The sequence below is a fragment of the Actinoallomurus soli genome (genome assembly GCF_024055715.1).
GTDB lineage: Bacteria > Actinomycetota > Actinomycetes > Streptosporangiales > Streptosporangiaceae > Actinoallomurus > Actinoallomurus soli.
In genome coordinates this window covers 397,460-419,041 of the sequence record NZ_JAMXMV010000004.1, presented here as the reverse complement: position 1 = coordinate 419,041, position 21,582 = coordinate 397,460, and the positions used below count along the sequence as shown (strand labels likewise).

Annotated in this window: 21 protein-coding genes; 13 read left to right on the top strand and 8 right to left on the bottom strand. The window is 73.1% G+C overall.

Going from position 1 to position 21,582, the window contains the following annotated elements:
- Positions 1–95 precede the first annotated feature (95 nt).
- Positions 96–785, top strand: coding sequence for a hypothetical protein (locus NDW01_RS13800; RefSeq protein WP_252820508.1), 690 nt, complete (start codon positions 96–98; stop codon positions 783–785).
- 154 nt (positions 786–939) lie between these two features.
- Here the strand turns inward: NDW01_RS13800 and NDW01_RS13795 are convergent, their stop codons facing one another.
- Positions 940–1,812 carry an alpha/beta fold hydrolase gene (locus tag NDW01_RS13795; RefSeq protein ID WP_252820505.1) on the bottom strand — a complete coding sequence of 291 codons (873 nt, stop codon included), beginning with the start codon at positions 1,810–1,812 and terminating at the stop codon, positions 940–942.
- Positions 1,813–2,447: 635 nt separating this feature from the next.
- On the opposite strand from NDW01_RS13795, the gene nagA reads away from it, so the two are divergent.
- The gene (gene nagA, locus NDW01_RS13790) at positions 2,448–3,602 is read left to right on the top strand and encodes an N-acetylglucosamine-6-phosphate deacetylase (protein WP_308211695.1); all 1,155 of its coding nucleotides are present in this window, start codon (positions 2,448–2,450) and stop codon (positions 3,600–3,602) included.
- Here the strand turns inward: nagA and NDW01_RS13785 are convergent.
- On the bottom strand, positions 3,599–4,483 hold the full coding sequence (locus NDW01_RS13785) for a helix-turn-helix transcriptional regulator (protein WP_252820500.1): 885 nt from the start codon (positions 4,481–4,483) through the stop codon (positions 3,599–3,601). The two genes, nagA and NDW01_RS13785, sit on opposite strands and share 4 nt — an antisense overlap.
- Positions 4,484–4,631: 148 nt before the next feature.
- On the opposite strand from NDW01_RS13785, the gene NDW01_RS13780 reads away from it, so the two are divergent.
- Positions 4,632–6,068 carry an MFS transporter gene (locus NDW01_RS13780; protein WP_252820497.1) on the top strand — a complete coding sequence of 479 codons (1,437 nt, stop codon included), beginning with the start codon at positions 4,632–4,634 and terminating at the stop codon, positions 6,066–6,068.
- A 113-nt stretch (positions 6,069–6,181) separates the two neighbouring features.
- On the opposite strand, the gene NDW01_RS13775 is transcribed toward NDW01_RS13780, so the two are convergent.
- Genes NDW01_RS13775 through NDW01_RS13765 form a run of 3 tightly spaced genes read right to left on the bottom strand, consistent with a single transcriptional unit; the run spans position 6,182 to position 8,402 of the window.
- Positions 6,182–6,835 carry an SDR family NAD(P)-dependent oxidoreductase gene (locus NDW01_RS13775; RefSeq protein ID WP_252820496.1) on the bottom strand — a complete coding sequence of 218 codons (654 nt, stop codon included), beginning with the start codon at positions 6,833–6,835 and terminating at the stop codon, positions 6,182–6,184.
- Complete coding sequence (locus NDW01_RS13770) at positions 6,832–7,611, bottom strand: SDR family NAD(P)-dependent oxidoreductase (protein ID WP_252820493.1); 780 nt, start codon at positions 7,609–7,611, stop codon at positions 6,832–6,834. Before NDW01_RS13770 ends, NDW01_RS13775 begins: the two co-directional genes overlap by 4 nt.
- Before the next feature lie 23 nt (positions 7,612–7,634).
- A complete protein-coding gene (locus tag NDW01_RS13765; RefSeq protein ID WP_252820491.1) occupies positions 7,635–8,402 on the bottom strand; it encodes an SDR family oxidoreductase in 768 nt (255 codons plus the stop codon).
- Between the two features lie 102 nt (positions 8,403–8,504).
- Here NDW01_RS13765 and NDW01_RS13760 point away from each other — a divergent pair, with 102 nt between their 5' ends.
- A complete protein-coding gene (locus NDW01_RS13760) occupies positions 8,505–9,335 on the top strand; it encodes a helix-turn-helix transcriptional regulator (RefSeq protein WP_252820489.1) in 831 nt (276 codons plus the stop codon).
- Between the two features lie 85 nt (positions 9,336–9,420).
- Here NDW01_RS13760 and NDW01_RS13755 read toward each other — a convergent pair whose 3' ends face one another.
- Positions 9,421–9,951 carry a DUF1697 domain-containing protein gene (locus NDW01_RS13755; protein ID WP_252820486.1) on the bottom strand — a complete coding sequence of 177 codons (531 nt, stop codon included), beginning with the start codon at positions 9,949–9,951 and terminating at the stop codon, positions 9,421–9,423.
- 3 nt (positions 9,952–9,954) lie between these two features.
- A complete protein-coding gene (gene glmS, locus NDW01_RS13750; RefSeq protein WP_252820483.1) occupies positions 9,955–11,799 on the bottom strand; it encodes a glutamine--fructose-6-phosphate transaminase (isomerizing) in 1,845 nt (614 codons plus the stop codon).
- 112 nt (positions 11,800–11,911) lie between these two features.
- Here glmS and coaA point away from each other — a divergent pair, with 112 nt between their 5' ends.
- The gene (coaA, locus tag NDW01_RS13745; protein WP_406567721.1) at positions 11,912–12,850 is read left to right on the top strand and encodes a type I pantothenate kinase; all 939 of its coding nucleotides are present in this window, start codon (positions 11,912–11,914) and stop codon (positions 12,848–12,850) included.
- Positions 12,851–12,962: 112 nt separating this feature from the next.
- Here coaA and NDW01_RS13740 read toward each other — a convergent pair whose 3' ends face one another.
- On the bottom strand, positions 12,963–14,351 hold the full coding sequence (locus NDW01_RS13740) for an MFS transporter (protein ID WP_252820481.1): 1,389 nt from the start codon (positions 14,349–14,351) through the stop codon (positions 12,963–12,965).
- A 101-nt stretch (positions 14,352–14,452) separates the two neighbouring features.
- On the opposite strand from NDW01_RS13740, the gene NDW01_RS13735 reads away from it, so the two are divergent.
- The 8 genes from NDW01_RS13735 to tsaB all read left to right on the top strand — a co-directional run bounded on the left by NDW01_RS13735 (position 14,453) and on the right by tsaB (position 21,575).
- The gene (locus NDW01_RS13735; protein WP_252820479.1) at positions 14,453–15,340 is read left to right on the top strand and encodes a helix-turn-helix transcriptional regulator; all 888 of its coding nucleotides are present in this window, start codon (positions 14,453–14,455) and stop codon (positions 15,338–15,340) included.
- Positions 15,341–15,353: 13 nt separating this feature from the next.
- Positions 15,354–15,710, top strand: coding sequence for a holo-ACP synthase (locus NDW01_RS13730; protein ID WP_252820477.1), 357 nt, complete (start codon positions 15,354–15,356; stop codon positions 15,708–15,710).
- Positions 15,711–15,764: 54 nt separating this feature from the next.
- Positions 15,765–17,270 carry an NAD(P)H-hydrate dehydratase gene (locus tag NDW01_RS13725; RefSeq protein WP_252820682.1) on the top strand — a complete coding sequence of 502 codons (1,506 nt, stop codon included), beginning with the start codon at positions 15,765–15,767 and terminating at the stop codon, positions 17,268–17,270.
- A 59-nt stretch (positions 17,271–17,329) separates the two neighbouring features.
- On the top strand, positions 17,330–18,481 hold the full coding sequence (gene alr / locus NDW01_RS13720; RefSeq protein WP_252820475.1) for an alanine racemase: 1,152 nt from the start codon (positions 17,330–17,332) through the stop codon (positions 18,479–18,481).
- Entirely contained in the window at positions 18,478–19,557 is a 1,080-nt protein-coding gene (locus NDW01_RS13715; RefSeq protein WP_252820473.1) for an alpha/beta fold hydrolase, read from the top strand. Before alr ends, NDW01_RS13715 begins: the two co-directional genes overlap by 4 nt.
- A gap of 29 nt (positions 19,558–19,586) precedes the next feature.
- On the top strand, positions 19,587–20,009 hold the full coding sequence (tsaE, locus tag NDW01_RS13710) for a tRNA (adenosine(37)-N6)-threonylcarbamoyltransferase complex ATPase subunit type 1 TsaE (RefSeq protein WP_252820680.1): 423 nt from the start codon (positions 19,587–19,589) through the stop codon (positions 20,007–20,009).
- A 126-nt stretch (positions 20,010–20,135) separates the two neighbouring features.
- A complete protein-coding gene (locus NDW01_RS13705; protein ID WP_252820471.1) occupies positions 20,136–20,861 on the top strand; it encodes a hypothetical protein in 726 nt (241 codons plus the stop codon).
- 51 nt (positions 20,862–20,912) lie between these two features.
- Positions 20,913–21,575, top strand: a complete 663-nt coding sequence (tsaB, locus tag NDW01_RS13700; RefSeq protein ID WP_252820469.1) for a tRNA (adenosine(37)-N6)-threonylcarbamoyltransferase complex dimerization subunit type 1 TsaB — start codon at positions 20,913–20,915, stop codon at positions 21,573–21,575.
- Positions 21,576–21,582 lie beyond the last annotated feature (7 nt).

Here is a 21,582-nt window from a genome sequence, read left to right as displayed (position 1 = left end):
GGTCAAATCGCCCGATTCACCTCTCATCTCGATATGGCAGCATTCATCCGTCATAAGTGGGCAAACGATGAGTAAAAACCTTGGACGGTGCGACGATGCTGCGACGATGGCGAACGCAGGCAGGAGCGGTTTCGATCATCCTCCCGGTGGTGCTCGCCGCGGGGTGCAAGGCCAACGGCGTGACGAACACGAGCGACCACGGCGGTGGTTCCTCCTCGTCCACGGCCTCCGGGAGCAGGCTGCCGGTCGACAACCCGGCCGCCCCGATGCCCTCGCCCGGCACCTGCAAGGTCGGCAGCCGTAACGGCCAGCCGCTCCCGGACCCGGACTGCACGCCCGGTGCCATCAACCCGGACGTGAAGCAGTCGAACATCGACCAGACCATCTGCAAGGTCGGCTGGACGAAGACGGTCCGGCCGCCGACCTCGAAGACCAACGCGATGAAGGCCAAGTCGGCCCGCTCCTACAGCCTCAGCCGGAGCGTCACGGGGGAGTACGACCACCTGATCCCGCTCGAGCTCGGCGGCGCGCCGGACGACCCGCGCAACCTGTGGGTGGAACCCGGGCACATCCCGAACCCGAAGGACGCGGTCGAGCACAAGCTCAACGACGCGGTCTGCTCCGGTCTCGTCCCGCTCGCCAAGGCCCAGAGGGCCATGGCCGCCCGGTGGGTCACCGCGTACGACGACGTCGGCCTGCGCGTCAGCGGCGGCAAGGTCTGCCTGCGCGACGACCCGAGCAAGTGCGCGAAGGGCAGGCACGGGGGCGGTAGCACCGGCGACTGATCGGCGGCGCCGCTGCGTCGTCGATCCCGCCGGCCCCGAGCTGACCGCCCGGCGACTTGTGCGAGAAGGTGGCCGAAGGGGCTTAGGAGATTCCGCGCGCTCGGCAGCGCCGCGGCTTATGTTGGCCGAGACAACAAAGGCCCTCGGCGCAGAATCAAGGGCCCGGCTCCGCGCCCTCGGTCACGAAGTCGCGGAGCAACCCGAACGCCTCGTCGGGGGCCTCACGGAAGACGCCATGGCCCGTGTTCGGGAGGACGTGCAGGCGGACGGGGGCCTCGGCGATCGCTTCGGCCAGGCGGCGGGCGGCCGGTTCGGTGGCCACCGGATCGTCCGCGCCGGCGAGGACGAGCGTCGGGCAGGCCAGCCGGTCGAGCCGGTCCCAGGGATCGAACCGGGCGGCGAGTCCGTGCCTGAAGTGTTCGAGGACGTCGTGGTTCCACTGGATCCGGCGCAGCCGGTCGGCGGCGTCCGGGTCGCCGCCGGGCTTCCGGGAGTACAGCGGAAGACATACCCTCTCCCACGCCTCCCTGACCTCGTCGCCGCTCTCGCCGGCCCAGTAGCGGCGGGCCACCTCGCGCGCCTCGGCGCCGCCGAGCCGTTCGAACACGGCCAGTCGCTCTTCCGCCGGTCCGGGCATGACGCTGTCCAGCACGAGCTTGGAGACGCGATCCGGGCGGCGCAGGGCGGCGGTCAGCGCGACCCAGCCGCCGCTGGACGCGCCCACCAGGATCGGGTCGACGATGCCGAGGGCATCGCAGAAGTCGACGACGTCGTCCGCCCACCGCTCCCACGTCCAGGACCCGGGACCGGCCCGGTCGGACCGCCCGCTCCCACGCTGATCCAGGTAGACGACCTGAGCGAACTCCGTCGCCGCGCCGAACCCCGGCTTGAACACCGAGTGGTCCGCACCAGGGTCGCCGTGCAGCACGACGATCGTCGGCCGTTCCACCATGGTCGCCCCGTCCGGCACGAGCTGACACCCGTCGACGTCGAAATAGAGCACGACGTCATTAACGCGGACCCGCATCGCCCCATTGTGGGGGGCTACGGCACCGTACGAACTGGCCGGAAGCGGTCCTTGTCGCCGCCGTCGCCGGAGGGAGCTCGGCGAACCGGACAAACCTCCGGCCATTGCGACGGCAACGAGTCCACCGTGGCTACAAAGTGGCTGCGGCCAGGTCGAACCAGACGACGACGCAACCGTGCCGCTCCACCTCGAAGCCCCAGTCCTGGGCAAGCGCCTGGACGATCGGCAGGCCACGGCCGCCTGCGGCGCAACGCGTCCCGTACCGGAAGGGACCGGGTGCCCGACGTCGGCGTCTTCGCCCCTGTGAAACGTTTGCGCCGCCCGCGACGGTCGGACGGCTTCGACGAACTGTACGAGGTCCGGTTCGACGGTGCAGGTGGATTCGACGTCCGGTCGTTCGCGGAGGAGGGCGTCGCGTGAGAGGCAACGCTCCATGTCGGAGCGGAGAGGCAAAGGTCTTCGCCCTCGCCCGGGCGGGCGGCAGGAGGTCTCGGCGGGGAGGCCGGCCTCGCCCCAGTCCTCGATGCCCTCGCGGTACTTGCGGACGTTGCGGTAGCCGAGCGCGGTCGGAGAGGAGCGGATGCGCGCCGGTGTCCTCCGCTCCGTACGGTCATGACCGGGGCTAATGTGCGGATGTGATCATCTTCGCGAATGCCCGGGTCGTGACCGTTCGACGCGTGCTGGAGCCCGGCTGGCTGACCGTCGAGGACGGACGCATCCGGGGCGTCGGCGCCGGGGATCCGCCGCCCGGTGACGGGGCGGTGCGCGATCTCGGTGGCCGGTACGTCCTGCCAGGGTTCATCGACCTCCACATGCACGGCGGGGGCGGCGCGCAGATCACCACCGACGACGCCGAGGAGATCCTCACCGCGGTGGCCTTTCACCGCGCGCACGGGACGACGCGCACGCTGGCCAGCCTGGTCACCGACGAGCTCGACCGGATGGCCGCGTCCGTCCGTACGATCGCGGAGATCATCAGAGGCTCCGCCGACCCCTCGATCGTCGGCGTCCATCTCGAAGGACCCTTCCTCAACCCCGCCAAGCGCGGGTCGCACCACGCGGAGTTCCTCCTGTCCCCGGACGTCACGGCGCTACGGCACCTGCTGTCCGCCGGGGACGGCACCGTACGGGTCGTGACGCTGGCGCCCGAGCTGCCCGGCGGGATGGACCTGCTGCGCGAGGTCGTCTCCGCTGATGTGATCGCCGCGGTCGGGCACACGACGGCCGGTTTCGACCAGGCGCGACGCGCGTTCGCGTCCGGGGCGCGCCTGGCGACGCACCTGTTCAACGCGATGCGCGACTTCCACCACCGCGACCCGGGCCCGGCCGGTGCCGCGCTCGCCGACGACGCGGTCACGTGCGAGCTGATCAACGACGGGTTCCACGTGCACGAGGAGGCGGTCCGCATCGCCGTGAACGCCGCGGGCGCCGAAAGGATCGCGTTCATCACCGACGCGACGCCCGCCGCCGGGATGACCGACGGCGACTTCCACCTCGGGCCGGTTCCGGTGTTCGCCCGCGAGGGCAAGGTGACGCTGTCCGACGGCACGATCGCGGGCAGCACGCTGACGATGGACGCCGCCGTGCGGCACGCGGTGCACTGCGTCGGCCTCCCGATCACGACGGCGGCGATCGCCGCGGCGACGACCCCCGCCGCCGTCCTGGGCCTCGCCGACCGTACGGGCAGCATCCACCCCGGCAAGGACGCCGACCTCGTCGTCCTGTCCGACCGGCTACGCGTCGAGGCGGTCCTCCGGAACGGGGTGATCGTCCACGGGAGCCTGCCCTAACGCGTCACCGGCGCCGTCTCCGGGTGGTCGGCGGTCTCGGCGGACAGGTCGGCGAGGAGACGGAGGGCCGCGGCGGACGGCGAGCCCGGCTCGGCGGTCCAGACCATGACGCGCTGGCCGCGGTCGTCCGGGAGCGGCATGACCTCTTCGGACAGGGTGAGCGCGCCGACGAGCGGGTGGCGGTACTCGCGGGTGTTGTACGCGCAGTCGCCCACCGGGTGCGCGGACCACAGCGCCGCGAAGTCCGGGCTCTTCATCGCCAGCTCGCCGACCAGCGCGGTCAGTGACGGGTCGTCGGGGTACCGGCCGGCGGCCAGTCGCAGGTAGGCCACGGCGTCGCGCGCCTTCTTCCGCCAGTCCGCGTACAGCTCACGGGTGTGCGGGTCCAGGAACAGCAGCCGCGCCATGTTCGGCCGGTCGGCCGGGCGGTCGGGTGCGCCGAAGTCGAGGTGCCCGGCGAGCAGCGTGTGGGCCATCGGGTTCCACGCGAGGGCGTCCGTGCACCGCCCGATCACCATGGCGGGCACGTCCCCGAAGGATTCGATCATCATCCGTACGCCGGGCCGTACCCGCTCCGGGCGGGGACGCCGCCGGGCGGCCGGTGCGGGACGGGCGAGGCCGTGCAGGTACGCGCGCTCGTCCTCGTCCAGGCCGAGGGCGCGGGCGATCGCATCGAGGACGGCGTCGGAGGCGTTCTGGCTCTGTCCCTGTTCGAGGCGCGTGTAGTAGGCGACGCTGACGCCGGCGAGCTGGGCGAGCTCCTCGCGGCGCAGGCCGGGCACGCGGCGCCGCCCGCCGTAGTGGGTCAGCCCGACGTCCTCGGGGCGCAGCCGCGCGCGACGGGACCGCAGGAAGTCGCCGAGTTCGGGCCGCTTGTCCATGTATCCGAGTATGTCGCCGAATCCGGCGGTGAGCCTGACCCTGCCAGTGGTACCAACCCGCGGGGTACGCGAGCCAGGGGTCTGGGTACGGCCGGCCGCGCGGCGCAGTCTCGTTCCCGACGAACTTCCCATCAAGAAAGGGGCGGTCATGGCCGTCTTGGAAGAGATCGCCGGGAGGACCGCCGTAAGGCCCCGGATGACGGCGCGGCAGCGCCTGGTCCTCGTCCTGCTGCTGGGCGCGCAGTTCATGCTGGCCGTCGACTTCTCGATCCTCAATGTCGCACTGCCGGCCGTCGGGGACGGCCTGGGATTCGGGCTGCACGCGCTGCAGTGGGTCGCGAGCGGGTTCGCGCTGCCCGCCGCAGGGCTCACGCTGCTGTCGGGGCGGGTCGCGGACCTGTTCGGGCGGCGGCGCATGTTCCTGGCGGGCATGGCGCTGCTGGCGGCGGGATCCCTGGTCGGCGGACTCGCGGCCGGTCCGGCGATGCTGCTGACCGGGCGCGTACTGCAGGGCGTGGCCACGGCGATCAGCACGCCGGCCGCGCTGTCACTGCTCACCACCGCGTTCCCCGAGGGGCCGCTGCGGGACCGGGCGCTGGGGCTGAACGGGGCGCTGATGTCCGCCGGGTTCACCGCCGGCGCCGTCCTGGGCGGCGTGCTCACGGACCTGCTCAGTTGGCGCTGGGCGTTCCTGGTCAACGTGCCCATCGCGCTGGCGATCCTGGCGGGCACGCCGAAGCTCGTCCCCGGCGGCCGTGCGCCGGAGGGCGCCCGGCTCGACGTTCCCGGTGCTCTCACGGTGACCGGTGGGCTGCTCGCCCTGGTGTACGGCGTGACCGCGGCGGGGGAGAGGGGATGGACCGCGCCGGTCACCCTCGCCGCGTTCGCCGTGGCCGTGGCGCTGCTGGTGGCGTTCTGGTTCGTCGAGGTACGGGCGGCGGCGCCGCTGGTTCCGGTGGGGATCCTCCGGCGACGCACGGTGGTCTGGGGGAACGCAGCCGGGCTGATCGCCTTCCTCACCGAGACGTCGCTGGTCTTCCTGATGACGCTGTACCTGCAGGAGGTCCTGGGTTACTCGCCGCTGGTCACCGGCTTGGCCTTCGGCGTTCTGGGCGCGGGGACCGTGGCCGGCGGCCTGCTCGGCGCGCGGACGATCGCCCGCCTGGGCGCGTACCGGATCCTGGTCGGCGCGTTCGTCCTGCAGGCGGCGGCGACCGCGTCACTGGCCGCGCTCGGCGACGGGCACCGCTGGATCCTGCTGTTCCTCGCCGCGACCTTCGCCGGCGGCGTGGGCAACATGCTGGCGATCGTGGCGTTCATGGTGACGGCGACCTCGGGCCTGCCGGACGCCGAGCAGGGCCTGGCCACCGGCCTGGCGACGATGACGCAGCAGATCGGCATCACCCTGGGCATTCCGATCATGAGCGCGATCGCCGCCGCCCGTACGAGCGTGCTCGGCGGCCCGCATGCGGAGGCCGTCCTCGGCGGCGTACGGCTCGCCGTCCTCGTCAACGCCGCCATCGTGGTCGCCGGCGCCCTGCTCGCGGCGCTGTTCCTGGGCCGCCGGGCGGCCGGCCGCCGCTGAGGGCGCCGTTCGCGTCGGCCCGTTCGCGTCGGCCCGTTCGCGTCGGGCCGGTCGCGTCGGGCCGGTCGGGGCGGGCCGGTCGGGGCGGGCCGCCCCGGCGGTGGGCCAGGGGTTCAGGTCACGACGGTGACCGGTTCCCGCCGCGCGGCGTGCTGGTGCCAGAGGTGCTCGGCGATGTCGTCGGGTTCGTGCGTGAGTCCCGGCCCCACGGCGCCGACGATGGTGACCCGGCCGACGTGGATCCCGCGTTGTGGCAGCGTCTGCGCGAGCAGGTCGAGATAGCTCACCAGGCCGGCGTAGGCGACGGCGCTGACCGCGCGCTCGGGGCTGGGGCGCACGGCGGCGCCGCCGGTGGTGAACAACAGCGTGCCGGTGCCACGGTCCAGCATGTCCGGCAGGACGGCCTGGACGACCGCGCTCGCGCCCACGACCGTCAGCGCCAGCGCGTCCCGCACGTCCACGGCCGTCGTGTCCAGGACCGGCCGGATCAGGCGGATGTCAGGGAGGGGACTGAAGCAGACGACCTCGGGTGTTCCGAGGGCGGACGTCAGGTCGCCGAGGGCCCGTTCGACGTCGCCGGGGTCGGTGATGTCGCCGGTCGCGGCGGCGGCCCGGTGGCCGGCGGCGCGCAGGTCGCCGGCGACGGCGTCGATGCGGGTCCGGCTCCGCGCGACCAGTCCGACGGGGTGGCCCTCTCGGGCGAAACGGCGGGCCACGGAGGTGCCGATGCCGGGCCCCGCCCCGACGACGAAGATCGGCCCGCTCACCGGGCGGTCCAGCCGCCGTCGACGGCGACGAGCGCGCCGGTGACGAAGCTCGCGGCGTCGGACACGAGGAAGGCGATGGTCTCCGCGACCTCCTCCGGGCGCCCGATGCGGCCGATCGGGTGCGCCGGGCCGAAGGAGGCGAGCATCTCGCGGCCGTCCTCGACGACGCCCTCCATGATGTCGGTGTCGATCACTCCGGGCAGCACGGCGTTGGAGCGGATGCCCTTGGGGCCGCCCTCGATGGCGAGCACGCGCGTGATCTGCGCCAGGGCACCCTTCGACGCCGCGTAGGCCGTCTGGGTCTCGAAGGCGACGACCGAGGACACCGAGGCGACCGAGACGATCGCGCCGCCGCCACCGGCCTCCATGACGCGGAAGGCCTCGCGTGCCTGGACGAAGTTGCCGCCGGCGTTGACCCGCAGGATGCCCTCGAAGTCCTCGACGGTGGTCTCGGTGATCGGCTTGTTGAGGGTGCGGCCCGCGTTGTTGACCAGGATGTCGAGCCGCCCGAACCGGTCGGTGGCCAGCCGCATGGTCGCCCGCGCGAGTTCCTCGTCGGCGACGTCGCCGACGAGCGCCGCCACGTCGTCGGGATCGGCGGCCGCGAGTTCCTCGACCGCTTCGGAACGGTCGGTGACGACCAGACGGGCGCCGCGGGCACGCAGCAGGACCGCCGTGGCGTGACCGATGCCGCGCGCGGCGCCGGTGACGACGGCGACCCGCCCGGTCAGGTCCCAGGAGGCGGGGAGAGAAGAACGGAGGTCAGGGGTGGTCATGGATTCCCTCGTAGTCGTTGGGGTCAGCGTTGGTGGACAGGCCGTACGACGATCTCGCTGACGTCGACGTCGGCCGGCTGCGCGAGCGCGTACGAGAGGGCTGCGGCGATGGCGTCCGGCTCGATGGTCTTCGCGCGGTAGACGCGCATGGCCTCCGCGGCTCCGGGGTCGGTGATGGTGTCCGCGAGCTCGGAGGTGGTCACCCCGGGGGAGATGGTGGTGACGCGGATCGAGGGGTCGGACTCCAGGCGCAGGCCCTCGGTGATCGCCCAGGCGGCGTACTTGGTGCCGCAGTAGACGGCGCTGGTGGGCACCACCTCGTGGGCGCCGGTGCTCGCGACCGTGACGAAGTGGCCCCCGCCCTGCTCGGTGAACACGGGCAGGGCCGCGGCGATCCCGTGCAGCAGCCCGCGCACGTTCACGTCGATCATGTGGTTCCACTCGTCGACCAGCAGGGAGTCCAGGCGCGACAGCGGCATGACCCCGGCGTTGTTCACCAGGACGTCGATTCGTCCGAACCGGTCGCGCGCGGACGCGACGACCGCGCCGAAACCGGCGCGGTCGGTCACGTCGAGCGGCACCGGATGCATGCCGCCGCCGGAGCGGGCGGCCTCCTGCGCGGTGCGTTCGGCGAGCGCCTCCAGCCGTTCGATCCGGCGTGCGCCCGCGACGACGTGGTGGCCTTCGCGGACCAGCCGGGCGGCCATGGCCTCGCCGATGCCGCTGCTGGCCCCGGTGACGAGGACGACCTTCCGGCCGGGCGGGGTGTTCGGTAGGTGGTTCGTCGGCATGACCACCACTCTGGGCGGGCCGGACGGAGTGGAGAAGGGCGCGATCCTCCCTGGGAGCAGCGCACCCAGGAAGCGCGCCGATCCCCGACCTACGATGACGGCATGACCTCAACCGAGCTCGGCGCCTACCTCAGGGCCCGGCGGGCCCAGGTCACGCCTGAGCAGGCCGGCCTTCCCAGCACGGGGCATCGCAGGGTTCCCGGCCTGCGGCGTGAGGAGGTGGCGTCGCTGGCGGGCGTCAGCGTCGACTACTACGTTCGTCTCGAACAGGGCCGGGAGCGGACGCCGTCCGCACAGGTGGTCGAGGCCCTGGCCGTCGCCCTGCGCCTGCCGGAGGACGGCCGCCTGCACCTGTTCCGGCTCGCCGGCCTCAGTCCGCGCGCCCGCGGCGCCGCCGTGAACGATCACGTCGACCCGAGCCTCCTGCAGCTCATGAGCGCGTGGCCGCACAACCCGGCCATCGTCTACAACCGCGCGTTCGACGTCCTCGCGTCGAACGCCATCGCCGACGCGCTCTTCCACGACTGGTCGCATTCGCGGAACCTCATGCACGTCGTGTTCACCGAGCCCGCCGCGCGGAGCTTCTACCTGGACTGGTACGAGGTCGCGCGCAACTCCGTGGCCGGCTTCCGGCTCGGCTACGGCAAGGCGCCCGACGATCCGCGCATCCGGCAGGTGCTCACCGAACTGCTCGAGCAGAGCCCCGAGTTCGCCCGGCTCTGGGCCTCGCACGACGCGCGCGGCAAGGCGCTGGAGAGCAAGACCTTCCATCACCGCGACGTCGGGCGGTTGACGCTGTCGATGCAGACCTTCGACGTCCGTTCCAGCCCGGGCCAGGAACTCGTCGTCTACCACGCGGAACCCGGCTCGCCGAGCAGTGAGGCCCTCGGCCTCCTCGGCTCCCTCGCCGCCGGCGCCCGCCAGGGGACCTGAGCGCCCCACTGGCAATGGCCGCGTCCAGAGCGCAGCGATGGCCGGGGATCACGGGTGGCGTCGCACGACGACGCCGGGTCAGGCGTCAGGCGTCCGTGAGGGCCAGCAGCCTGGTGACGGTGTTCCAGTTGCGGACGGTCGCCGGGACGCCGAGGCGTCTTTCGAGGGTCGGCACGAGCGTCGACCGGCCGAGCCCGTTCGGGAAGTAAAGGTAGAGCACCTTTTCGCCCAATCCGACCTCCTCGGGGGCGAATTCGGCTGGTTTAAGGGCGCGCAGTCGCTCCGGGGCCGGATCCTCGGCCAGGAACGCCACCGCGCACCTGGCCGGGTCGCGAATCTCCAGCGGGTTGCCCGCGACCACCGCCGTCAGCTCGGCCGCGGTCCGTACGACGACCGGGACCTCACGGCCCAGCCGGGCCGTGAGACGTCCCTCGATCGCGGCGGCGATCCGCTCCGTCGGCCCCTCCGGCGCGGTGAACACGGCGTTCCCGCTGTTCAGGTGCGTGCGCACGCCGGTGTAGCCGAGGTCGGCCAGCCACGCACGCAGGTCGGCCATCGCGACCCTGCTGTCCCCGGTGACGTTGACGCCCCGCAGGAGGGCGGCGTATCGAGCCACGGGCTACTCGACGGTGACGGACTTGGCGAGGTTGCGGGGCTGGTCGACGTCGTGGCCCCGCGCGGTGGCCAGCTCGCAGGCGAAGACCTGCAGCGGGACCGTCGCGACCAGCGGCTGCAGGAGCGTCGGCACGGCCGGGACCCGGATGAGCGTGTCGGCGTACGGGACGACGGTCTCGTCACCCTCCTCGGCGATGACGATCGTACGGGCGCCGCGGGCGCGGATCTCCTGGATGTTGGAGACGATCTTGTCGTGCAGGACCGGCCGGGCGCGCGGCGGCACGACGACCACCACGGGCAGGTCCTGCTCGATCAGCGCGATCGGGCCGTGCTTGAGCTCACCGGCGGCGAAGCCCTCCGCGTGCATGTACGCGAGCTCCTTGAGCTTCAGCGCGCCCTCCAGGGCCACGGGGAAGCCGACGTGCCGGCCGAGGAAGAGCACGCAGCGCTCGTTCGCCAGCGACCGGGCCAGCTCGCGGACCGGCTCGACCGTCCCCAGGACCGCCTCCACCTTCTCCGGCATGGTGGCGAGCAGCTGGATCATCGCGAAGACCTCGTCGCCCCACTTGGTCCCCCGTACCTGCGCGAGGTAGAGCGCGATGAGGTAGACGGCGACGAGCTGGGTGAGGAACGCCTTGGTCGAGGCCACGGCGATCTCCGGCCCGGCGTGGGTGTACAGCACGCCGTCGCACTCGCGGGGGATCGTCGAGCCGTTGACGTTGCAGATGCCGAGCACGTTGGCGCGCTGCTCGCGGGCGTGCCGCACCGCCATCAGGGTGTCCATGGTCTCGCCGGACTGCGAGATCGCGATGACCAGGGTGGTGCGGGTGAGGATCGGGTCGCGGTAGCGGAACTCGCTGGCCAGCTCCACCTCGCACGGGATCTGCGCCCAGTGCTCGATGGCGTACTTGGCGATCAGCCCGGCGTGGTAGGCGGTGCCGCACGCCACGATGATGATCTTCTCGACGTCGCGCAGCTGCTGGTCGGACAGGCGCATCTCGTCGAGGGTGAGGCGGCCGTCGGTGCCGACGCGGCCCAGCAGGGTGTCGGCGACCGCCCGCGGCTGCTCGGCGATCTCCTTGAGCATGAAGTAGTCGTGGCCGCCCTTCTCGGCGGCGGAGACGTCCCAGTCGACGTGGTACTCCTTCACCGGGGCCGGGGCACCGGTGAAGTCGGTGACGGTGACGCCGTCCGGGCGCAGCTCGACGACCTGGTCCTGGCCGAGCTCGATCGCGTCGCGGGTGTGCGCGATGAAGGCGGCGACGTCGCTGGCCAGGAAGTTCTCCCCCGCGCCGACGCCGACGACGAGCGGTGAGTTGCGGCGCGCGCCGACGACGAGGTCCGGCTCGCCCGCGTGCACGGCGACCAGTGTGAACGCCCCTTCGAGCCGCCGGCAGACCCGGCGCATCGCCTCCGTCAGGCCGGCGCCCTTGGCCACCTCCTCCTCCAGGAGGTGCGCGACGGCCTCGGTGTCGGTGTCGGAGGACAGCTCGTGGCCGCGCTCCTCCAGCTCGACGCGGAGGGCGGCGAAGTTCTCGATGATGCCGTTGTGCACGACCGCCACCGCGCCGGTGCAGTCGACGTGCGGGTGGGCGTTGCGGTCGTTGGGCGGCCCGTGGGTGGCCCAGCGGGTGTGGCCGATGCCCGCACGGCTCTGCGGCGGTGGGTTCTCGGCGAGCGCGTCCCGCAGGTTGACGAGCTTGCCCGCCCGTTTGGTGACCGTCAGCTTGCCGTCGGCCAGCACCGCCGCGCCTGCCGAGTCGTACCCTCGGTATTCAAGCCTGGCGAGCCCGTCGACGACGACGTCGAGAGCGGGTTGCGACCCGACGTACCCCACGATTCCGCACATGGGACGTCACCCTAATGGCTCCAGGTGAGCGGGTAGACCAGTGTCGCCCGGAGCGTCCGTTTCCGGCAAAGGTCACCAGAAGTTAACTTCAGTAAACGCTATGGTTTCCCTCATGATCGCTGATGGGGAGGGAATGCCCAGCCCCTATGTCGAACTCGGCCGCGAGGAGTGGCGGGCGCGGCGCGAGGACATGCCGCTGCCGCTCTCTCCGGAGGACCTGGAGACCCTGCGCGGACTGAACGATCCCACCGACCTCGCCGAGGTCGAGGAGGTCTACCTGCCGCTGGCGCGGCTCATCGGCCTGGTCGCGGCGGCCGACGGCCGTCTCCGGGACGCGGTCGGCGCCTTCCTCGGCGACCCGGTCGTCGCGACCCCGTTCGTCATCGGCGTCGCCGGGAGCGTCGCCGTCGGCAAGTCGACGGTGGCCCGCCTGGTCCGGACGCTGCTCGCCCGCGGCGACGGGGCGCCCACGGTCGAACTGGTCACCACGGACGGCTTCCTCTACCCGAACGCCACGCTCGCCGAGCGCGGGCTGATGGACCGCAAGGGCTTCCCCGAGTCGTACGACCGCCGGGCGCTGCTGCGGTTCGTCTCCGCGGTGAAGGCGGGCGCCGCGGAGCTGTCCGTGCCGGTGTACGACCCGCTGGCCTACGACATCGTCCCCGGCGCCCGGCAGGTCGTCCGGCGGCCCGACATCCTCATCGTCGAGGGCCTCAACGTCCTGCAGACGGCCCGGCCGGGCGGTCTGGCGGTGTCGGACCTGTTCGACTTCTCGATCTACGTCGACGCGCGGGTGAACGACGTCCGCCAGTGGTACGTCGACCGTTTCTTCGCACTGCGGCGTACGGTCTTCACCGACGAGCGCTCCTACTTCCACCCGTACGCGCGGGTGGACCCGGACGAGGCGGCGGCGTACGCCGAGCGGATGTGGCGGGAGATCAACGAGGTCAACCTCGTCGCCAACATCCTGCCGACCCGGGACCGCGCCACCCTCGTCCTGTGCAAGGACCGCGACCACCGGGTCCACCGCGTACGCCTGCGCCGCATCTGACCTCGCCCGGCGCCCCGAAGCCCGCAGCCCGCGCGTCGGCCTCCCGGCCTGCGCGCCGACCGTACGGCTCCCCGGACTCGGCCGGCGCGCCGAGGTCGTACGGCTCCTGGCCTCAGCCGGCGCGCCGGGGGCGTACGGCCAGGATGGAGCAGCAGCCGCCCAGCACGGCGGTCGCGGCGAGGGCGACGCTCGTCACCGCCAGGGCGTGCCCGGTCGGCGGCGCGACGCTCAGGAACACCGTGCCGAACGTCGCCACGCCCACCACCTGGGCGAGCTGGTTCATCGTGACGAGCAGGCCGCTGGCGTCGGCCGCGTCCGCGACCGGGACCTGCCCGAGCGCGAGCGTCAGCATCGGGCTGAAGGCGCCGCCGAGGCCGAGGCCGGTCAGCGCCATCGCCACCTCCAGCCCCGCGCCGCCGGACTGGAAGACCGCCAGGCCCAGGTACCCGAGGGCCGCGACGGCGAACGCCGCCGGGACCATCAGGCGGTGCCACCGGGCGGGCACCCGCCGCCAGTTCAGGCTCGCGAGGGCGAACCCGCCCGCACCGGGGATGAAGGACAGCCCGGCGCGCAGCGGACTGTCGCCCAGGCCGCCCTGCAGGTGCAGGGCCAGGCTGAACAGGAAGCCGCCGAAGGTCCCCATGGCGAAGAAGATCGTGATGCCGCCGGCCAGGACGCCGGGCGTGCGCAGCAGCCGGCCGGGGATGAGCGGCGCGGCCGCGCGGCGCTGCAGGAGGACGAAGACGCCGAAGACGACGATGCCGCCGGCCAGCATGACCCAGCCCCAGCCGGGCCAGCCCTCCTCGTGCCCGAGCACGAGCGGCACGATGAAGCAGACGACGGCCGCGGACAGGCCGAGCACGCCGGGGACGTCCAGCCGGCGGCCCCGCTCGCCGCGGTCGCCCGGCAGGACGCGCGGCCCGGCGATCAGCAGCACCACGCCGATCGGGACGTTCACCAGGAACACCGGCCGCCAGCCGGTGCCGAGGACGTCCGCGCTGACGAGCGCGCCGCCGATCACCTGGCCCGCGACGGCGCCGCCGGACAGCACGGCCGAGTAGAGGCTGAGCGCACGGGCCCGCGCGGCCCCCGTGAAATTCCGCTGGATCAGGCTCATCACCTGCGGCACCATCAGCGCGGCGCCCGCTCCCTGGACGAGACGGAACCCGATGAGCAGGCCGGTGCTCCCCGCGAGGCCGCACGCCAGGGACGACGCGGTGAACACCGCCAGCCCGCCGAGGAAGGCACGCCGGTGCCCGAGGATGTCGCCGAGCCGCGCCCCCGTGATGAGCAGCACGGCGTACGCGATCGTGTACCCGGCGATGACGAGCTGCAGGCCCGCGCCGGACGCCTGCAGGTCGGTACGGATGGTGGGGGCGGCGACGTTGACCACGGTCACGTCGAGGACCGCCATGAACTGCCCGAGCATGATGAGCGTCAGCAGCCCGCCGCGGCGGACCGGCGCCTGTGCCGCGGGGGCGTCGAGAGTGATCTGGGCCATGTGCCGAGCCTGCGGGCGGAACGATACGGGTGGTGAGAGCCCACTGATACTGGTGCTGACAGCACCTGGCACGGCCGTCCGGCGTACCGCACCATGGACGGGTGACCGTGACGACCCCCTCCCGCCGGCGGACCGAGCTGGCCGCCTTCCTGCGCAGCCGGCGGGAGCGCATCACCCCCGCCGACGTCGGCATCCCGGCGGGGTTGCGGCGGCGCACCCCCGGGCTGCGCCGTGAGGAGGTCGCCCAGCTCGCCGGGGTCGGCGTCACCTGGTACACCTGGCTCGAACAGGGCCGGCCGATCAATGTGAGCGTCCAGGTCCTCGACGCGATCGCCCGTACGCTCCGCCTCGACCGGACCGAGCGCGAGCACCTCTACCACCTGGCGGACGTGCCCGCCATGCCCGGCCCGCCGGTGCACGACCGGCTCGAACCCGAGGTGCAGGCCGTGCTCGACGGCCTCGTCCCGCTGCCCGCCGCCGTCATGTCCAGCCGGTACGACGTGCTCGCCTGGAACACCGCCTACTCGGCGATCTGGCCGGCCGTCCTGCGGGCGAGCGAGGCCCACCCCCGCAACCTGCTGTGGCGGATGTTCGTGACGCCGGAGTGCTGCAGCCAGATGCTCAACAAGGACACCGAACTGCCGCAGATGGTGGCGATGTTCCGGGCGGCGTTCGCCCGCCACCTCGGGGAGCCGTCCTGGACCGGGCTGGTCGAGCGGCTGTCGGCGGCGAGCCCCGAGTTCGCGGAGATGTGGGCGGCACAGGACGTCGCCGTCCCCTCGACGCGCGTGAAGCACTTCCGGCACGCCGCCGTCGGTGAGATCCGGATGTCGGTGGTCAACTTCGCCGTCACCGCCACGCCGGAGACCCGCATGGCGGTCTACACGCCGGTCGACGAGAAGACCCGCGAGCGCATCCAGTGGCTGATCGACCACCCCAGCGCGCCCGCCGTCGACCACGTCCACCGGGCCCCCGTGGTCCCGGAGTGATAAACCTGGTCGAGTGATCGTCGGAGTGGGGGTCGACGTCGTCGACGTCGCCCGGTTCGCCAGGTCGCTGGAGCGCACGCCGGGCCTGGCCGACCGGCTCTTCACCGACCGCGAGCGCGGGCTGCCCCCGCGGTCCCTCGCCGCGCGGTTCGCGGCGAAGGAGGCCCTGGCCAAGGCGCTGGGCGCGCCGCGCGGGCTGCGGTGGACCGACGCGGAGGTACGCCGCGCCGAGGACGGCCGCCCGAGCCTGCACGTGGCGGGCACCGTCCAGGAGGCGGCCGAACGGCTGGGCGTCACCACCTGGCACCTGTCGCTCAGCCACGACGGAGGGGTCGCCGTCGCGATGGTGGTGGCGGAGAACGCCCGATGAGGGAGTCCGTCGCGGCGGTGGTGGCGGAGAACGTCCGATGAGGAGGCGAGCGTGATGCGGTACGCGCACGAGGTCGACAAGGTCCGGACCGCCGAACAGGCGCTGATGGCCCGCCTGCCCGACGGGGCGCTCATGCGGCGCGCCGCGGCCGGCCTGGCCTCGGTGTGCGCCCGCATCCTGCGCGGCGGCCGGCCGCACGGCGAGCCGGGCCTCGGCGTGTACGGCGCGCGGGTCGTCCTGCTGGTCGGCGGCGGCGACAACGGCGGCGACGCCCTGTACGCGGGCGCGGGCCTGGCGCGGCGCGGCGCGGGGGTCACCGCGATCCTCGCCGGGCCGAAGAGCCATGAGGGCGGGCTGGCCGACCTGCGCGCCGCCGGAGGCGAGGCGCTGCCCGTCGCGGACGAGGGCCGGGTGGCCGAGGCGATCGGCCGGGCCGACCTGATCATCGACGGCATGCTCGGCATCGGCGGCCGGGGCGGGCTGCGCGAGCCATACGCCGGCCTGGCCCGGCGCGCCGCCGACAGCGCGGCGATCGTCGTGGCCTGCGACCTGCCCAGCGGCATCGACGCGAGCAGCGGGCAGGTCGCCGGTCCGGCGGTCCGCGCGGACGTGACCGTCACGTTCGGGACGTACAAGCCCGGCCTGCTCGTCGACCCGGGCGCCGAGCACGCCGGCGTGGTCGAGCTCGTCGACATCGGGCTCGGGCCCTACCTCGCGGACCCGGACGTGTGCGCGCCCCTGGCCGAGGACGTCGCCGGACGGCTGCCGCGCCCGACCAACGAGTCGAACAAGTACCGGCGGGGCGTCGTCGGCGTCCTGGCAGGGAGCGAGACGTTCACCGGGGCGGCCGTCCTCGCCGTCGGCGGGGCGGTGCGCGCCGGGGCGGGCATGGTGCGGTTCGCCTCCTCCGAGCACCCGGTGGAGCTCGTCCGGCACCGCTGGCCGGAGTCCGTGACCACGGTCATCGGGGACTCGCTGGACGGGATCGGGCGGGTGCAGGCGTGGGTCGCCGGGCCCGGACTGGGCACGGACGAGCGGGCCCAGGCGCTGCTCGCCCAGGTCCTCGCCACGGACCTGCCCGTCCTGGTCGACGCGGACGGCCTGACCGTGCTGTCGCGGCACCGTGACCTGCTGTGGCGGTCCGCGCCGACCGTCCTGACCCCGCACGCCGGGGAGCTGGCCCGGCTGCTGGGCACCGACGCCGGCGAGGTCGAGGCACGACGGCTGGAACACGTACGCCGCGCCGCCGAGGAGCTGAGCGCCACCGTGCTGCTCAAGGGCTCCACGACGCTCGTCGCCGAGGCCGACCGCCCCGTACGGGTGAACCCCACGGGCACGCCGTGGCTGGCGACGGCGGGCAGTGGCGACGTGCTGTCCGGGCTCACGGGCGCGCTGCTGGCCGGCGGCATGCCGGCGATCGACGCGGCCGCGACCGGGGCGTACCTCCACGGCCTGGCCGCCCGGCTGTCGGCCGACCCGTACGGCGAGGGCCCCGCGCCGATCAGCGCCTACGACGTCCTCGACGCGCTGCCCGAGGCGTTCCGCGCCCTGTCCGGGTGACGCCACGACGAGGGCGCGGATGGCCGGAGCTCACCCCGGCGGCTGCCACACTGGAAGCCATGGTTAACGTCCCCGCAACAGCGCATGTCGACCTGGCGGCGATCAGCCACAACATCGGCGTCCTCCGCGAGAAGGCCGCGGGCGCCGAGGTGATGGCGATCGTCAAGTCCGACGGGTACGGGCACGGCATCATCGAGGCCGCCCGCGCCGCGCTGGCGGGGGGAGCCTCCCGGCTGGGCGTCGCCACGCTGGCCGAGGCGCTGACCGTGCGGCGGGCTGGCATCGACGCGCGCCTGCTGTGCTGGCTGCACGGGCCCGGTGAGCCGTTCGAGGAGGCCGTCGCCGCCGACGTCGACCTGTCGGCGAGCTCGGTGCGCGTCGTCGAGGACATCGCGGCCGCGGCCGTGCGCGCGGGCCGTACGGCACGTCTGCACCTGAAGATCGACACCGGGCTGTCCCGCGCCGGGGCGACCCTCGAGGACTGGCCACCGGTGGTCGACGCCGCGCTCCGCGCCCAGGCGGACGGGCACGTCGAGGTGGTCGGGATCTGGTCCCACATGGCGTGCGCGGACGAGCCGGGCCACCCGTCGATCGCGTCGCAGCTCCGGACGTTCGACGAGGCGGTCGAGTTCGCCGAGAAGGCCGGCGTCCGCCCGGAGGTCCGGCACATCGCCAACTCCGCGGCGACGCTGACGATCCCGGAGGCGCGCTATGACCTCGTACGGCCCGGCATCGCGGTGTACGGCCTGAGCCCGATCCCCGCGCACCCGGCCTCCGACGGGCGTGAGGACCACAACTTCGGCCTCCGGCCCGCCATGACGCTCACCGGGCGGATCATCGTCACCAAGCGCGTTCCTCCCGGCACGGGCGTGTCGTACGGGCACCGGTACACCACCGACCGGGAGACCACGCTCGGCGTCGTTCCCCTCGGGTACGCCGACGGGATCCCGCGCAGCGGCACCAACCTCCTGGAGGTCTGGGCGGCCGGTGGCCGGCGGCGCATCGCCGGCACGGTCTGCATGGACCAGTTCGTCATCGACGTGGGCGACGACGAGATCCACGCCGGTGACGAGGTGATCCTCTTCGGCCCGGGCGACCGGGGCGAGCCCACCGCGCAGGACTGGGCCGACCTGCTCGGCACGATCTCGTATGAGATCGTCACCCGCATCGGCGCACGTGTCTCCCGCGTGTACGAAGGAATCCCCCAGTGAACAAGAAACGCATCGGGCTGATCAGCGCGGCGGTCGGCACGGCCGGCGCGGTCGGCGTGGGCGCGGTCGTCGCCGCGCGGAGGTACGCCGTCGGGCGGGCCCGGCTGATCCCGGACCCGGACGCGGGCGAGCCGTTCGGCGAGCTGCACGGCCGGACGCTGACCGTCGAGGCGAGCGACGGTGTGCCCCTGCACGTCGAGATCGACGGACCGGACGACGCCCCCCTGACGGTCGTGTTCTGCCACGGCTACTGCCTGAACGAGGACTGCTGGCACTACCAGCGACGCGACCTGGGCCGCGACGGCGACCTGCGGCTGGTCTTCTGGGACCAGCGCAGCCACGGCCGGTCCGGGCGCAGCGACCTGACCCACGCCACCGTCGACCAGTGCGGCGCGGACCTGTTCGCGGTCCTGGAGGCCACCGTGGACCCCGGAACGCCGGTGGTCCTGGTCGGCCACTCCATGGGCGGGATGACGATCATGGCGCTGGCCGACGGCCACCCGGAGCTGTTCGAGGACGGGCGGATCGCCGCCGTCGCCCTGATCAACACCTCCTCGGGCGAGCTGGCGGAGCTCAGCCTCGGCCTGCCGATGGCGTTCGGGAAGGTCTTCAAGGCGGCGCTGCCCCGGGTGACGCGCAGCCTGGGCAAGCGCGCCGAACTGGTCGAGCGCGGGCGGCGGGCCGGCGCCGACGTCGCCTTCATGGTCACCCGCCGGATCGCGTTCGGCGACAAGCACGTCAGCCCGTCGGTGGTGGACTTCGTCGAGCAGATGATCCGCTCGACGCCGATCGACGTGATCGCGGAGTTCTACCCGACGCTCGCCGCCCACGACAAGCTCGCGGCGCTGGAGGTCATCAAGGGCCTGCCCGCACTGGTCGTCGTCGGCGACGAGGACCGGCTGACGCCCGCCGCGCACGGCCGGCTGATCGCGGAGGTCCTGGGCGACGCCGAGCTCGTGGAGCTGTCCGAGGCCGGCCACGTCACGATGATGGAGCATCCTGAGGTCGTCACCAGGGCGCTCATCCGGTTGATCGACAGGGTGCGCCCCGTCGCGGAGGAGGAGCGTTCGGCGTGAAACCCATCCCGGTACCCACCGACGAGGCGATGCGCGAGCTGGGCCGCAGGCTGGCCGCCGCGCTGCGCGCCGGAGACCTGGTCGTGCTGTCCGGGCCGCTGGGCGCGGGCAAGACGACGCTGACCCAGGGCCTGGGCGAGGGCCTCAAGGTCCGCGGGCCGATCACGTCGCCGACCTTCGTCATCGCGCGGGTGCACCCGTCGCTGGCCGGGGGGCCCGCGCTGGTGCACGTCGACGCCTACCGCCTCGGCGGGTTGGACGAGGTCGACGATCTGGACCTGGACCTGCAGGACGCCGTGACCGTCGTCGAGTGGGGCGAGGGCATGGTCGAGGAGCTGTCCGAGGACCGGCTCGAGGTGACGATCGAGCGCGGGGAGACCGAGGAGCGCACCGTCCGAATCATCGGTGTCGGCGGCCGCTGGGCGGACTCACCGGTCGACCCTGTGCTGTGATCTAGCCATTTGGACCGGTCCGTTCCGATTTGGGCGCAGACGTAATCGCGATCATGCAATACCCTCACCAGTGAATCTCATCTTCCTGGCGAAACAGGACATATGGGGTCGAGGGGGAGAGATCTGGTGAGTGGCCGCCGTCGCGCCCCCCGCCCGGCCGGACGCCGCAGACGCGTCTGGGCCGTCGCGGGCGTCCTCACAGTGGTCGTCGCGGTATGCGCCGTCGCGGTCGCCGTGGCGTTGCTCCGGCCGGGCAAGGCCCGGACCACGGCGGACCGGGCCACGACCGGACCGCAGAGCTCGCCGATGAGCGCGCCCGACGGCTCCGAGCGCGACGTCGTCCCGGACGCCTGCACCGCGCTGAGCCAGAAGGTCGCCGACCAGCTCACCCCGGGCGCCGAGCGCACCGAGATGGACCAGGCGACCGATGCCGACCGGCACAGCGAGTGCGCGTGGAGCATCTACGGCAACGACCGCCGGCAGCTCACCGTCGAACTGCGCGCCCTCACCGGCGACGGGACGACCAGCGCGACCGGCGTGGCGACCCGGACGTTCGGCGACGAGTGGGACTCCGACCGGGCGGGCAAGGACCTCGCCGACACGGTCAAGGTGCGCGACAGCCGCGGCGTCAGCGGCGTCGGCGAGCAGGCGTACGTCGTCTACACCGTCGACAACGACGACATCGGGGACGCCGTCGCCAACGCCCGCCTCGCGAACGTCCTCGTCACCGTCCACTTCTCCGGCGGCGACGACAAGGACGGCGACATGAAGCCGATCTCCTCCTCCGACGCCACCAACGGCGCCCTCTCCGCAGCCCGCGACGTGATCTCCAAGCTCCAGTCCCAGTCCTGAACGGCGCCGCCCGGTCAGAGTGACGTCATGGGCGCGCTACGCTCGTAGGTCGTGCTGGTCTTGGCTTTTGACACTGCGACCGCCGCGGTCACCGTCGCCTTGAGCGAGGGCACTTCCGGCGGTGTCCGGCTGCGCGCCGAGTCCAACGCGGTCGACCGGCGGCGGCACGCCGAGGTGCTCGCCCCCGCCATCGCGACCGTGCTCGACGAGGCCGGGGTGACCCGTGCCGATCTGACGGACATCGCGGTCGGCGTGGGGCCCGGCCCGTACACCGGCCTGCGCGTCGGTCTCACCACCGCCCGCGCGCTCGGCGCCGTGCTCGGCATCCCGGTCCACGGCGTCTGCACGCTCGACGTCCTCGCCTGGCAGTCCGGCCGTACCGGCCCCTTCGTCGCGGCGACCGACGCCCGGCGCAAGGAGGTCTACTGGGCGTCGTACGCCTCGGCCCGCGAACGCGCCGGTGGCCCCGCCGTCGGCAAGCCCGCCGAGGCCGCCGAGCCGGGCCTGCCCGCCATCGGAGAGGGCGCCCTGCTGTACGCCGACACGCTCGCCGGACAGGAGCCCGCGCTGCCGTCCGCGGCCGCGCTCGCCGACCTGGTGATCACCCGGCTGGCCGGCGGAGAGGGCCCCGACCTCCTGGAGCCCGTCCCGCTGTACCTCCGCAAGCCCGACGCCCGCGAGCCCGGACCCCGCAAACGGGTGACGCAGCCGTGACGCTGCG

Bases quoted from the DNA above. Each gene is read 5' to 3' on its own strand.
- NDW01_RS13800 (WP_252820508.1), top strand. From the start codon at position 96: ATGCTGCGACGATGGCGAACGCAGGCAGGAGCGGTTTCGATCATCCTC.
- NDW01_RS13795 (WP_252820505.1), bottom strand. From the start codon at position 1,812: ATGCGGGTCCGCGTTAATGACGTCGTGCTCTATTTCGACGTCGACGGG.
- NDW01_RS13785 (WP_252820500.1), bottom strand. From the start codon at position 4,483: ATGGACAAGCGGCCCGAACTCGGCGACTTCCTGCGGTCCCGTCGCGCG.
- NDW01_RS13780 (WP_252820497.1), top strand. From the start codon at position 4,632: ATGGCCGTCTTGGAAGAGATCGCCGGGAGGACCGCCGTAAGGCCCCGG.
- NDW01_RS13770 (WP_252820493.1), bottom strand. From the start codon at position 7,611: ATGACCACCCCTGACCTCCGTTCTTCTCTCCCCGCCTCCTGGGACCTG.
- NDW01_RS13765 (WP_252820491.1), bottom strand. From the start codon at position 8,402: ATGCCGACGAACCACCTACCGAACACCCCGCCCGGCCGGAAGGTCGTC.
- NDW01_RS13760 (WP_252820489.1), top strand. From the start codon at position 8,505: ATGACCTCAACCGAGCTCGGCGCCTACCTCAGGGCCCGGCGGGCCCAG.
- glmS (WP_252820483.1), bottom strand. From the start codon at position 11,799: ATGTGCGGAATCGTGGGGTACGTCGGGTCGCAACCCGCTCTCGACGTC.
- coaA (WP_406567721.1), top strand. From the start codon at position 11,912: ATGATCGCTGATGGGGAGGGAATGCCCAGCCCCTATGTCGAACTCGGC.
- NDW01_RS13740 (WP_252820481.1), bottom strand. From the start codon at position 14,351: ATGGCCCAGATCACTCTCGACGCCCCCGCGGCACAGGCGCCGGTCCGC.
- NDW01_RS13725 (WP_252820682.1), top strand. From the start codon at position 15,765: ATGCGGTACGCGCACGAGGTCGACAAGGTCCGGACCGCCGAACAGGCG.
- alr (WP_252820475.1), top strand. From the start codon at position 17,330: ATGGTTAACGTCCCCGCAACAGCGCATGTCGACCTGGCGGCGATCAGC.
- tsaE (WP_252820680.1), top strand. From the start codon at position 19,587: ATGCGCGAGCTGGGCCGCAGGCTGGCCGCCGCGCTGCGCGCCGGAGAC.